Annotated in this window: 7 protein-coding genes and 1 pseudogene; 2 read left to right on the plus strand and 6 right to left on the minus strand. The window is 72.2% G+C overall.

What is annotated here, in order from left to right:
• Positions 1-22: 22 nt before the first annotated feature.
• The 6 genes and pseudogenes from ACLQ2S_RS17675 to ACLQ2S_RS17700 all read right to left on the minus strand — a co-directional run bounded on the left by ACLQ2S_RS17675 (position 23) and on the right by ACLQ2S_RS17700 (position 9832).
• Positions 23-3820, minus strand: coding sequence for a type I polyketide synthase (locus tag ACLQ2S_RS17675; RefSeq protein WP_425702092.1), 3798 nt, complete (start codon positions 3818-3820; stop codon positions 23-25).
• A 41-nt stretch (positions 3821-3861) separates the two neighbouring features.
• Complete coding sequence (locus tag ACLQ2S_RS17680; RefSeq protein WP_425702093.1) at positions 3862-4893, minus strand: ketoacyl-ACP synthase III family protein; 1032 nt, start codon at positions 4891-4893, stop codon at positions 3862-3864.
• Positions 4894-4966: 73 nt separating this feature from the next.
• Positions 4967-6208 carry an NAD(P)/FAD-dependent oxidoreductase gene (locus ACLQ2S_RS17685; RefSeq protein WP_425702094.1) on the minus strand — a complete coding sequence of 414 codons (1242 nt, stop codon included), beginning with the start codon at positions 6206-6208 and terminating at the stop codon, positions 4967-4969.
• Positions 6209-6254: 46 nt separating this feature from the next.
• Positions 6255-7540, minus strand: a pseudogene (locus ACLQ2S_RS17690) (cytochrome P450).
• Positions 7527-8663: a nucleotide disphospho-sugar-binding domain-containing protein gene (locus ACLQ2S_RS17695; protein WP_425702152.1), complete on the minus strand. Its 1137-nt coding sequence runs from the start codon at positions 8661-8663 to the stop codon at positions 7527-7529. Before ACLQ2S_RS17695 ends, ACLQ2S_RS17690 begins: the two are co-directional and overlap by 14 nt.
• 38 nt (positions 8664-8701) lie before the next feature.
• Positions 8702-9832 (minus strand): DegT/DnrJ/EryC1/StrS family aminotransferase, encoded by a 1131-nt coding sequence (locus ACLQ2S_RS17700; RefSeq protein WP_425702095.1) that lies wholly within the window; start codon positions 9830-9832, stop codon positions 8702-8704.
• Positions 9833-9992: 160 nt separating this feature from the next.
• Here ACLQ2S_RS17700 and ACLQ2S_RS17705 point away from each other — a divergent pair, with 160 nt between their 5' ends.
• Together ACLQ2S_RS17705 and ACLQ2S_RS17710 are read left to right on the plus strand one after the other, a co-directional pair.
• The gene (locus ACLQ2S_RS17705) at positions 9993-11015 is read left to right on the plus strand and encodes an aldo/keto reductase (RefSeq protein ID WP_425702096.1); all 1023 of its coding nucleotides are present in this window, start codon (positions 9993-9995) and stop codon (positions 11013-11015) included.
• Positions 11016-11066: 51 nt separating this feature from the next.
• Positions 11067-12260, plus strand: coding sequence for a macrolide family glycosyltransferase (locus ACLQ2S_RS17710; protein WP_425702097.1), 1194 nt, complete (start codon positions 11067-11069; stop codon positions 12258-12260).
• Positions 12261-12264 lie beyond the last annotated feature (4 nt).

Here is a 12264-nt window from a genome sequence, read left to right on the forward strand (position 1 = left end):
TCCGGTGGGCGCGTCCGGCGGGTCAGCGGGTGGTCGTCCCGGCCGGCTGCGGCGTGGCGGCGATCAACCCGGTCAGCTCGTCCGCGATCGCCACGACGGTCGGTTGCTGCCAGAACAGCGAGGCGGGCAGCACCTGGCGGTACGTCTTCTCCAGCCGCCGCCGCACGATGACGGTCATCACCGAGTCCATGCCCTGTTGCACGAGGGGCAGCCGTGGGTCCAGCGACTCGACGGGAAGTTTCATCTCCGCGGCGATCGCCGCGCGCACCTCGTCGATCAGGCGTTCGCGCAGTTCGTCCGGGTCCAGGCCGGCCAGCGACCCGCCGGACGCTGCGGCCTGCTCGGCCGAGCTCTCCGGCGCATCCGGCACCACCGGGTACCGCAACCCGGCGAGCTGCGCGACGATCGTGCCGTCGGGCGCGCTGACCAGGACGGTGGCGGTGTCCTCGCCGGAGGGGTCGCGGATCACGTCGATCACCGCGACCATCGGCGGTGCGCCGGCCAGCTGGACCCGTTCGGCGCTGTCGACCAGGCGCAGCCGGGGCGGGCCGGGGAAGACGACCGGTGCGATGGAGACGGCCGCGTCGACGATCGCCGCCCAGCCGCCGGCCGGCTCCGGGAATCGGACCCGTGCCCGCAGGCCACCCTCGGCGGTGATCAGACGGTCCACCGTCCAGCAGAAGGCGGTGGCCGGCACTCCGACGGCGGTCAGGTGCGCCTCGACCAGACCGACGTCGGCGACCACACCGCCGGCCGGAGGTGTGGCCACAACGCCGTCGAGGGGGTCGGTCGCCGGCACGGCCGCAGCGGTGGCGTGGGTCAGCCACGGTGCCGTGTCGTCGCCGGCCGGTCGGGAGGCGAGCCGCAGTCGGCCACCGTCGTCGACCACCTGGATCTCCTGGCGCAGGTGGGTGGCGAGCGGCACCCGCATCGACAGCTCCCGCAACCCCAGGGGAGCACCGTCGCGGGCGGTGGCGAGGAAGGTGGCGACGAAGACCGCCGCCGGCACGAGTTCGGCGCCCTGCACCTGGTGGCTGCCCGGGTACGGGCGGGTGGCGTCGGTGAGCACGGTGTGCCAGAGGCGTAGCTCGCTGCCGGCCACACTGGTCGGGGTGCCCAGCAGCGTGTGCGACCCGATGTCGTGCCCGCCCGAGGCGTCCGGCGGCTCGGGTTCGCGCCAGTGCTGGCGGTGCTGCCAGGGGTAGGTGGGCAGGTCGACCAGCCGGCCGAGGGGGTGCTGGCGCGTCCAGTCGACCTCGACTCCGTGGCAGTACGCCCCGGCGACGGCCGCCACCATGGTGCGGTGGCCGGGAGCGTGCCGCCGCAACGTCGTCCCGACGTACACGTCGGCGATGTCGACGTGGTCGGCGGTCTCCCGCAGCGAGTGGGCCACCACCGGATGCGCGGAGATCTCCACGAAGGCGCGGTGCCCGTCGGCCAGGGCGGCCTCGACGGCCTGCACCAGACGCACCGGGCGGCGCAGGTTGGCCGCCCAGTAGTCGCCGTCGCATCCGGGGGTGGCACGGGGGTCGTCGAGCACCGTCGAGTACATCGGCAGCGCGGCCGGTGACCGGTGCAGCTCGTGCACGGCGGTCCGCAACTCGTCGGCGAGCGGGTCCATCTGCGGGCTGTGGAAGGCCACGTCGGACTGCACCCGGCGAACGGCGATCCGGTCGGCCGGCCACTGCTCGATGATCTCGTCGACGGCGGCGATGTCGCCGGAGACCACCGTGGCGGCGGGGCCGGAGGCGATGGCCGCGACCAGGTCGGCGCGGCCGGCCAGTCGTTCGGCGACGTCGGCGAAGGGCAGGGTCACCATGGCCATCGCGCCCCGCCCGGCGGCGCGGCGCAGCAGCGCGGAGCGGCGGCAGATCAGTCGGGCGCCGTCGACCGGACGCAACACGCCGGCGGTGACCGCGGCGGCCACCTCACCGACCGAGTGGCCGATCACCGCCGCCGGTCGCACCCCGTACGCCCGCCACACGGCGGCGAGGCCGAGGTGCATGGCGAAGGTCAGGATCTGGATCCGGTCCACCCCGCCCAGCTCCGTGGCGGCGAGGGCGGTGCGCAGCGAGAAGCCCGCCTCATCGACGACCACCGGCTCGATCTCGTCGATCGCGGCGGCGAAGGCCGGCTCGTGGCCGAGCAGGTCGCGGCCCATCGCGGCCCAGTGCGACCCGTGCCCGGAGAAGACCCACACCGGGCGCACCGAGCGGCCACCCGGTGCGACTCCGGTGACGGTGCCGGCGTCCGGTTCGTCGTCGGCGAGCCGGCGTAGCGCGGCGGCCAGGCCGTCGCGGTCGGCGCCGGTGACCACGGCGCGGTGGCTCAGCTGGGCGCGTCGGTGTGCCAGGGTGTGCCCGATGTCGGCCAGGGGAGTCCGGTCGTCGGCGGCGAGCCGGTCGGCGAGCCGGCCGGCCTGCGCGCGAAGGGCGGCGGCGGAGCGGGCGGAGAGCGGCACCATGGGTCGACGTCCGTCGTCGTCCGCGCCGTCGGTGGGCGGCAGCGGCGGGGCCTGTTCCAGCAGGACGTGGGCGATGGTGCCGCCGTATCCGAAGCCGGAGACGGCGGCTCGGCGGGGACCGTCCCGGCGGGGCCAGGGCAGCGGGCTGGTGACCAGCCGCAGCCCCGTGCCGTCGCCGTCGACGGCGGGAATCGACCGGCCGCGCAGCGGGGTGCCGGGAATCTGGCCCCGGTGCAGCGCGAGGATCGCCTTCATCAGTCCGGCGACGCCGGCCGCGCCCTCCAGGTGGCCGATGTTCGACTTGATGGAGCCGATCAGGCAGGGACGCTCCGGTGACCGGGAGACGCCGTAGACCGCGGAGAGCGCGCCGGCCTCGACCGGGTCGCCCAGTCGGGTGCCGGTGCCGTGCGCCTCGACGTAGTCGACGCTGTCCGGGGTGACGCCCGCGCGGGCGCAGGCCCGGCGTACCACGTGCTGCTGGGCCTCGCCGGAGGGGGCCATGATGCCGTCGGTGCGTCCGTCCTGGTTGACCGCGCTGCCGATGATCACGGCCAGCACCCGGTCGCCGTCCCGGACCGCGTCGTCGAGGCGCTTGAGCACCAGGACGCCGCAGCCCTCACCCCGGCCGTAGCCGTCGGCGTCGCGGTCGAAGGACTTGCTGACCCCGTCGGGCGCGAGCGTGCCGGCGGCGTTCAGTGACACGTTCTGCCCGGGGGCGAGCACCAGGTTGACCCCGCCGGCCAGGGCGACGGTGCTCTCGCCGAGCAGCAGGCTCTGGCAGGCCAGGTGGACCGCGACCAGCGACGCCGAACAGGCGGTGTCGACCGCGACGCTCGGCCCGCGCAGGTCCAGGGCGTAGGAGACGCGGTTGGCCAGGGCGCAGGTGGCCGCGCCGATGCCGGTCCACGCCTCGACGGTGGGCAGGTCCTCCAACAGCCGGTCGCCGTAGTCGGTGGTGCTGACTCCGACGAAGACACCGGTGTCGCTGCCGGCCAGCCGGGTGGGTGGCAGGCCGGCGTGTTCGAGCGCCTCCCAGCCGACCTCCAGCAGGATCCGCTGCTGCGGATCCATCTCGGCGGCCTCGCGGGGCGTCAGGCCGAAGAACTCGGCGTCGAAGCCGGCGATGTCGTCGAGATAGCTGCCGGCGGTGACCGTCTCCCGCAGCACCGCCGCGTACTCCGGGCCGCGCTCGCGGTACGCCCGCCACCGTTGGGTGGGGATCTCCCCGCTGGTCTGGCCGCCCTTGAGCAGTAGGTCCCAGAGGGCGTCGGGGCTGTCGACGTCGCCGGGCAGCCGGCAGCCGACACCGATGACGGCCACCTGGAAGGGGCGGCCGGCGGGGTCATCCCGGGTCATCGTCGTACCTCCGTGGGGTCGGGTGGCGGCTTCCGGGCCGGTCAGAGACCGTCGGGCGTGTGCAGGATGCGCAGCACCGCGGCGGTGAACTCGACGCCGGGGCCCATCGCGAGCCAGAGCATGTGGTCACCGGCCGTCAGCTCCCCGGTGCGCAGCAGATGGTGCAGGGCGAGCAGGTGGTCGCTGGCGCCGCAGTGACCGATCATGCGGCCGAAGTCGAAGGTGGACTTCTCCATGCCGAGGCCGAGCGGTGCCATGCAGCGCTGCTCCACCACCTCGCGGGAGTAGTTCATGAAGGAGACCCGAGTCAGATCGCTGGTGTCGATGCCGGCTTCGGCGAGCGCCTGCTCGGCCACGGTCGTCATGGTCTCCTGCGCCTCGCCCAGCACGGCGAGCACGGGCGTCTGCTCGGTGATGTGGTAGAAGAGCCTCGCGCCGAAGTCGAGGTCCTTGCCGAGGGTCGCCCCGGGCGGGAACATCGGCTCGCCGCCACGGTGGACCTCCTCGGCCTCCGGCACGGTGATCGAGCAGACGGACAGCACCTCGGCGAAACCGCTCTCGGTGCTCAGCACCACCGCCGAGGCGGCGTCGCCGAGGATGAACCCGAGGTTGGTCCGCCAGCGGTCCAGCAGTGGGGTGCCGTAGTTGTCGGCGGCGACGAGCATCGCGGCGGTGCGCTCCGGCGCGGCCTTGAGATAGCTGGCGGCCAGTTCCAGCATGGTGAACATGCCGTTGCAGCCCTGCCGGATCTCGCTGGCCCGGGGCACCCCGCCGAGCAGGTAGTGCTGGAGGTACGAGTGGGCGATCCAGCCTTCGGGGCCCTGGTGCCAGGCGGCGGCGTAGAGCAGCAGGTCGATGTCGCCGCGGTTGAGCTCGCTGGTCTTCAGGGCGTCCTGTGCGGCTCGCAGGGCCATCTCGGGGGCGGGCAGGTCCCCGGCGACGGCGGCACCGCCGAGCTTGTGGGTCGCTATGTCCTCCTCGGGGTACCAGCCCTGGGCGACGGCGTGTTCGACGGTCACGGTCTCAGGCAGGTAGGCCCCGATCCCACGAATGTACGTTCCGGCGGTACGCATCGAGTTCACTCCTCGGGGCGGATGATCTTAATCGAATAACTGCTTTAACAATATATAGTGCTCTATGGTGGGGTCAATGGTCGTCGATCGCACCGGGGCCCAGGCTCTCGTCCCCACGGACCAGTCCGGAGAGCAGCGACACGAACGAGATCTTGGGAGGCAGGCTGCGGTCGGGATCCACGATGGCCTGCGCCCGCAGGTGCAGCTCCTCCTTGCCGTGGGCGCCGTCGTAGAAGAACCGGACCAACTCCAGCAGCGAACCGAGGAAGGCCCGGTACCGGTCCTCGTAGTCCTGCATGACGTGCCGTTCCTTGTCCGGCGCGGTCAGCGTCTCGTGAACCGCCTTGGCGACGCTGCTCGCGCCGCGCATGGCCAGGGTCACCCCGGAGGAGAGCAACGGGTCGATGAACGCGGCCGCGTCGCCGACCAGGACCCAGCCCGGGCCGGAGAACTGCTGGCAGGTGTACGACCAGTCGCGCGCGGCGCGATAGATGTCCACCCGTTTCGCACCCGAGGTGAGCCAGGAGACCTCCGATGATTCCGCGATCTGTTTTTCCAGCAACTGCTCGGGCGGTAGCCCGGAGGCCACCAGGCGGTCGCTGGTCGTGACGTAGCCGATGCTGGTCAGTGTCGGGCTCAGCGGCGCGTACCAGAGCCAGCCCTGGCGGCAGCTCTCGGTCAACAGGTCGCCCTCGTGTTCACCCGGGTAGCGCAGGGCGCCCTGCCAGTAGCTCCACACCGCCACGTTGCGCAGGTCGTCGTACCAGTCGACCAGCCCGAACCGGCGACCCAACCAGCGTTGCTGACCGGAGGCGTCGACCACCATCGTCGCCCGCGCCGACACCGGGGCCGACTCGCCCCTGAGCTGATAGCGCACGCCCGCGATCCGGTCCCCGTCGGTCAACGCGTCGCGGACGGTCGCCCCCTCGACGACGTGCACCCCCAGTTCCCGCGCCCGGTCCAGCAGCATCGCGTCGAACTCGGCGCGCCGGACCTGCCAGGCGTACTCGTAGCGGCCGCCACGGACCTCGCGGAAGCGGAACGACCACGGCGTGGTCTGGTTCTCGCCCCACAGCAGGCTGCCGCCGTACTTGACCTGAAACCGCAGCTCTGCCATGCGGTCGAGCAGCCCCAACGCGGTCAACGTCGGGACGATGCCGGTGATCAGTGACTCGCCGATGTGGTAGCGCGGAAACTTCTCACGCTCCAGCAACAGGATCCGGTGCCCCTCCAGCGCGAGAAGGCCGGCGGTGCACGCCCCCGCGGGGCCACCACCGACGACGATGACGTCGTACTCGACAACGGGTCGGTTCATGGCACCTGCTCCTCCTGCTCGGGTACGCGGACCGTGCCGGTGACGGTCAGCCGGCGGGCGTGAACACGACCGGCAGCCTCGCGAGCCCACGGAACATCGTTCGAGGCTGGTAGGTCAGTTCGTTCGGGCTGGTGGCCAGGCGCAGATCCGGCAGCGCGGCCATGACGCCGAGGGCGGTCCGCAACTGGAGCCGAGCCAGGTACGACCCGAGGCAGTAGCGCATTCCCGCCCCGAAGGACATCGACGGCACCGGGTCGCGACCGATGTCGAACTCGTCGGGCCGGTCGTACCGCCCGGGGTCGCGGTTGGCCGCGCCGGCGAGAACCACCACGACGTCGTCGCGGCGCAGCCGCCGGCCGTGCAGCTCGACGTCGGCGGTCAGCTGCCGGGTGTTCGACTGCACCGCGGGGTCGAAGCGCAGGCACTCCTCGACGGCCCGCTCCAGCAGGTGCGGCCGGCGGCGCAGCCGCGCCAGCTGCTCCGGGTGCTGCAACAGGCTGAGCAGGCCGTTGCCGAGCTGACTGGCCACTGTCTCGTGGCCGGTGAAGATGAAGGTGACCACCGTGCTGACGATCTCGTTGCGGCTCATCAGCCCATCTCGGTGGGCGGCGAGCATCAGGGCCAGCAGGTCCGCACCGTCGTCGCGCCGGCCGGCCAGCGCCCGTTCGACGTGGTCGGCGAACTCCGCGATGGCCGCGTGTCCCCGTCGCATGTCCTCGGCGGTGGCGCCCCGGTCCAGCGTCCGGCCCACGGCACGCGACCAGTCGCCGACCGCGTCGGCGTCGCCGGCCGGCAGGCCGAGCAGCCCGAGCACCGCACGCAGTGCCAGCGGGTACGCCAGATCGGCCACGACCTCCATCGCGCCGAGGGGCCGCGCCGGGCGCAGCAGGTCCTCGACGGTGGCCTCGATCATCGGTTCCAGCCGGCGCACCGCCGCCGGGGAGAAGGCCGGGCCGACCACTGCCCGCAGCCGGCCGTGGTCCGGCTCGTCCTGGAACAGGATGATGTCGCCGACGATCTGGCTGAGCAGGCCGGGCCCGACCAGCTCGGTCCAGAACCGGCGGATGCCGGTACGGGCGAACCGCTCGTCGCCGAGTACCGCGCGGACGTCGGCGAAACGCGAGACGTACCAGACCTGGTGGGCGCCCCGGTGCACCGGATCGTGGCGCAGCAGCCAGTGGTACGACGGGTACGGGTCGCGCCGGACGTCGTCGGCGGTCGGGTCGAACGCGGTCACCGCATCGGCCGACACGAGGTTCTCCCTCCGGTGGCTGATCCTGCCGTCCGCCGGGTCGTCCGGCGGACGGCGGGATCCGGCTCAGGTGGCGACATGCTCGATCAGGCGCCGTACCGTCTCCGCCGGTGTGGGCAGCGCCCGCATCTCCTCGCGGACCTCCCGCGCCGCCGTGCGCATCGAGTCGTCCCCGATCAGCCGCCGCAGCAGGTCCGCGTCGACCTTGTCGGCGGTGCTCACCAGGCCGATGCCGCGTCGGCTGACCGCCTCCCGGGCGGTGTGCTGGAACTGGTCGCGGGGATCGGGCGCGAGCAGCTGCGGCAGGCCGGCGTCGATCGCCGTCATCACCGTGCCGCCACCGCCGTGGTGCACCACGGCGGTGCAGCTGCGCAGCAGCGTGTGCAGCGGCGTCCAGCCGACCGCACGCATGTTCGGCGGCAGCGCGCCCAGCGGGGTGATGTCGAGGTCGCCGAGCGCCAGCACGAAGTCGGCGTCCACGTCGGCGGCGGCGGCGATGATGGGCGCCACCGCGCCGATGCCGAACGCCTGGAGTTCGATGGTGCCCATCGTGATGGCCACCTCCGGGCGGGTCGGGGGCGCCGGCAGCCGATCTCCGAGGACCGCCCCGCCGCCGTACGGCACCCAGCGCATGAACCAGCCCTCCGGCTCGGCCTCCAGCAGCAGGCTCGGCGGGAACGACTCGATGGTCACGCTCGGCTCGGGGAGGGTGACCTGGTGCTTGTCCATCAGGTCGGTGAGGAAGGAGGCGATCGAGGCGTGCATTCCCCGGGTGCGCCAGGCGCTCTGGTTGCGTTGGATGGCGGGTACTCCGGCGCGTGCGGCGGCGAGCAGCCCGACGGTCGCGCCCTGCTCGTAGACGACCAGGTCGGGCTTGAAATCGTCGGCGAGGGCGATGGTGCGGTCCACCAGCGGCCGGTTGACCGCGGCGATCTGCACGCCCCACTCCTCCAGGTCGACGGCGGGGCGGGTGGCGACGGTCTCGGCGAACCGCGGGTTGTCCTTGGCCACCTGCTCGAAGACCTTGACCGCGCTGTAGTCCGGGGCCACGTCCACCACCTCCAGACCGGCGGCGGCGGCCTTCTGGGTGTGTTCGGCCAGCGCGATGACCACGTCGTGGCCGGCCGTGCGGAAGCCCCAGGCGAGCTGGACCAGGGGGAAGAGGTGACCGATTCCGGGTGAGGAGACGAACAGGACGCGCATGTCGGTGCCCTTCGGGTCGGGGTGGCGGCTGGCGCGGTTCACCAGCCGGATCTGATCGTTTCGACGACGTGGGACCGGTCCTCCGCGGTGAGCCACCAGCCCACCGGGATGTAGACCAGCCGGTCGGCCACCGAGTCCAGGCCGGGCAGGTGGGCCCGCGACGACGCCACGCAGCTGTGCGCGTCGTTGCGGCGGGAGATGACACTGCTGGCGATGCCGGCGTCGTGCAGCCGGCGCATGAACGCGGGGCGGTCACGCACCTTCAGCGGGTACACCCAGAAGGAGGGATCCCGGTCGTCGGCGCGTTCGGTGTGTTCGACGCCGTCGAGACCGGCCAACTCCTTGTCGTAGTAGGCGGCGTTCTCGCGGTGCCGGCGCAGCAACTCGTCGACGTGTTCGAGGTTGGACAGCCCGATCGCGCCACCGATCTCGTTGAGGACGAACCGGTAACCCCATTCGACGACGTCGTAGTCGCCGGTGATCCGGTCCGAGGCCCGCTCGATGCCCAGCCACCGGCGTAGCCGCAGCCGCTCGTGCAGGTCGTCGTCGGGCAGCACCACCAGTCCGCCGCTGCCGGTGGTGAGGGTCTTGATCGCGCCGGTGCTGAACACGCAGACGTTGCCGTGCGTGCCGAGTGGGGCGCCCCGGTAGGTGGCGCCCCACGCCTGCGCGCAGTCCTCGATCACCAGGGGTCGGTGCCCGTAGCGGGCCGCGGCCTGGTCCACCACGGCGCAGAGCCGGTTGAGGTCCACCGGGTATCCGAGCCAGTGCACCACCACGATGGCCCGGGTGGCCGGCGAGATCTTGGCCGCCAGATCGTCGAGGTCGACGTTGAGCGTCGCCGGGTCGACGTCGACCCAGCGCACCCGCAGCCCGTTGGCGAGGGCGGGCCAGTTGGTTCCTTCGAAGGTCAGCGGGGTGCTCAGCACCTCTCCCGGCTCGGCCCGATCGGCTCCTCCGGGACCGGGGCGGGCGGCGAGGCTCAGCGCCAGGTGCAGTCCGGCGGTGCCGCAGTTGACCGAGACGACGCGGGGGTTGCCGATGCGTTCGCCGACCGCGGCCTCGTACTCGGCCACCGTCGGCCCGTGCTCCAGACGACCACTGTGCAGGACGGCGGAGACGCGCCGGCCGACGTCCGGTGACATGGCGACCTTGGACAACGGGATCATCTCGCCCCCCTCGATAGGTGCCACATGATTCTCAAGTGATTTGTTTGGGCTGGTCAAGGGTGGAAGGCTCTTCAGTTGCCCTGGCCGTTCTTCGTGATTGCGGAACTCCTGACCACTCACGCCGGAAGCTTCAAAAATCTATATCGTGCAAGGGGGTCGGATGTCGGATCCGGCCTCAGGGGAGGTACCGGTGGTGTCGCTGTATGTCCGGCTCGGCCGCACCGGCCTGCGGGTGAGCCGGGTCGCGATCGGGACTGTCAACTTCGGCGGTCGGGTCGACGAGGCGGAGGCCCACCGGCTGCTGGACCACGCGTGGAGCCGAGGGGTCAACCTGGTGGACACCGCGGACATCTACGGATGGCGCGTCCACCGTGGCTGGACCGAGGAGATGATCGGTCGCTGGCTGGCCAGGGATCCGTCCCGCCGCGACTCGGTGGTGCTGGCCACCAAGGTGGGCAACCCGATGGGCGACGGCCCCAACGACCGAGGTCTGTCCGCCCGGCATGTCGTCGCCGCCTGCGAGGCGTCGCTGCGTCGGCTGCGGACCGACACCATCGACCTGTACCAGATGCACCAGGTCGACCGGGAAGTCGGCTGGGACGAGATCTGGCAGGCCATGGAGCACCTGGTGCGCCAGGGCAAGGTCCGCTACGTGGGTTCCTCCAACTTCGCCGGCTGGGACCTGGTCAGCGCGCAGGAGGCCGCTCGCCGACATCGGCTGCTCGGTCTCGCCAGCGAGCAGTGCGTCTACAACCTGGTCAGCCGGTACGTCGAGTTGGAGGTGCTGCCGGCCGCCGCGGCCGAGGGCATCGGCGTGCTGGTCTGGTCCCCGCTGCACGGTGGCCTGCTCAGCGGGGTGCTGCGCAAACAGGCGGAGGGCACGGCGGTGAAATCCGCCCAGGGGCGGGCCGCCGAAGGGCTGGCCCGGCACCGCGCCACGCTGGAGACGTACGAACGCTTCTGCGCCGACCTCGGACGGGACCCGGCCGAGGTCGGCATGGCGTGGGTGCTGCACCGGCCGGGGGTGACCGCCGCCGTGGTCGGCCCACGTACGCCGGAGCACCTCGACGGTGCCCTGCGTGCCCTGGACCGGCCACTGGCGGCCGACGAACTGGCCCGGTTGGACGAACTCTTCCCCCCGCCGGGGCGCGGTGGTCCGGCACCGCACGCCTGGATGTCCTGACCTGAATCCTGTGCCCCGGTGCGGGGACGCGACCACGGACGGAGTCGACCGGTGGCCCACCTGCTCTTCGTCAACGTGGCCAGCCATGGTCTGGTCCTGCCCACCCTGGCGGTGGTCACCGAGCTGGTTTCACGCGGACACCGGGTCAGCTACGTCACCGCGGGCGGGTTCGCCGTGCCGGTCGCCGCCGCCGGCGCGACCGTCGTGCCGTACACCTCGGAGATCATCGACGCGGACGCCGCCGAGGTCTTCGGTGCCGACGACCTCGGTGTCCGACCGCACCTGATGTACCTGCGGGAGAACACGTCGGTGCTGCGGGCCACCGCCGCCGCGCTCGACGACGACGTGCCGGACCTGGTCCTCTACGACGACTTCCCGTTCATCGCCGGGCAACTGCTGGCCGCCCGGTGGGATCGGCCGGCCGGTCGGCTCAGCGCCGCCTTCGCCTCCAACGAGCACTACTCCTTCTCCCAGGACATGATCGAGCTGGCCGGCACGATCGACCCGCTGGACCTCCCGGCGTTCCGGGACACTCTGGCGGCGTTGCTCGCCGAGCACGGCCTGAGCCGATCGGTGGTCGCGTGCTGGCGGCACGTCGAGCCGTTCAATCTGGTGTTCGTGCCGCAGGCGTTCCAGATCGCCGGGGAGAGCTTCGACGAGCGGTTCGAGTTCGTGGGGCCCTGTTTCGGGCCGCGACGCTTCCTCGGGCGGTGGACGCCGCCCGCCGACGACCGACCGGTCGTGCTGGTGTCGCTGGGCACCACCTTCAACGACCGACCGGAGTTCTTCCGCGACTGTGCCCGCGCCTTCGCCGACCAGCCCTGGCACCTGGTGATGACCCTCGGCGACCAGGTCGACCCGGCGCAGCTCGGTGAGCTGCCACCGAACGTGGAGGCGCACCCGTGGGTGCCGCACGTGGAGGTGCTGGAACGGGCGATCGTCTGCGTGACGCACGGTGGCATGGGCACCCTGATGGAGGCGCTGCACTGGGGGCGTCCACTGGTCGTCGTGCCGCACTCCTTCGACGTGCAGCCGATGGCCCGCCGGGTCGACCAGCTCGGTCTCGGTCTGCTCCTGCCCGGGGAGAAAGCCGACGGGCGGGCGCTGCTCGCCGCCGTCGAGCAGGTCGCCGCCGACCCCGCGCTGGCGCAGCGGGTGGCGGCCATGCGCCGGCAGGTGCGGCAGGCCGGCGGCGCGGTACGCGCCGCCGACGCGATCGAGGCGTACCTGTCCCGACGCCGGTGAGGCC

Origin of the sequence: Micromonospora sp. DT48, from assembly GCF_049844495.1 — a bacterium.
Taxonomy (GTDB): Bacteria; Actinomycetota; Actinomycetes; order Mycobacteriales; family Micromonosporaceae; genus Micromonospora.

Coding starts and splice junctions, on each gene's coding strand:
- ACLQ2S_RS17675 (WP_425702092.1), bottom strand. CDS start 3,820: ATGACCCGGGATGACCCCGCCGGCCGCCCCTTCCAGGTGGCCGTCATC.
- ACLQ2S_RS17680 (WP_425702093.1), bottom strand. CDS start 4,893: ATGCGTACCGCCGGAACGTACATTCGTGGGATCGGGGCCTACCTGCCT.
- ACLQ2S_RS17685 (WP_425702094.1), bottom strand. CDS start 6,208: ATGAACCGACCCGTTGTCGAGTACGACGTCATCGTCGTCGGTGGTGGC.
- ACLQ2S_RS17695 (WP_425702152.1), bottom strand. CDS start 8,663: ATGCGCGTCCTGTTCGTCTCCTCACCCGGAATCGGTCACCTCTTCCCC.
- ACLQ2S_RS17700 (WP_425702095.1), bottom strand. CDS start 9,832: ATGATCCCGTTGTCCAAGGTCGCCATGTCACCGGACGTCGGCCGGCGC.
- ACLQ2S_RS17705 (WP_425702096.1), top strand. CDS start 9,993: ATGTCGGATCCGGCCTCAGGGGAGGTACCGGTGGTGTCGCTGTATGTC.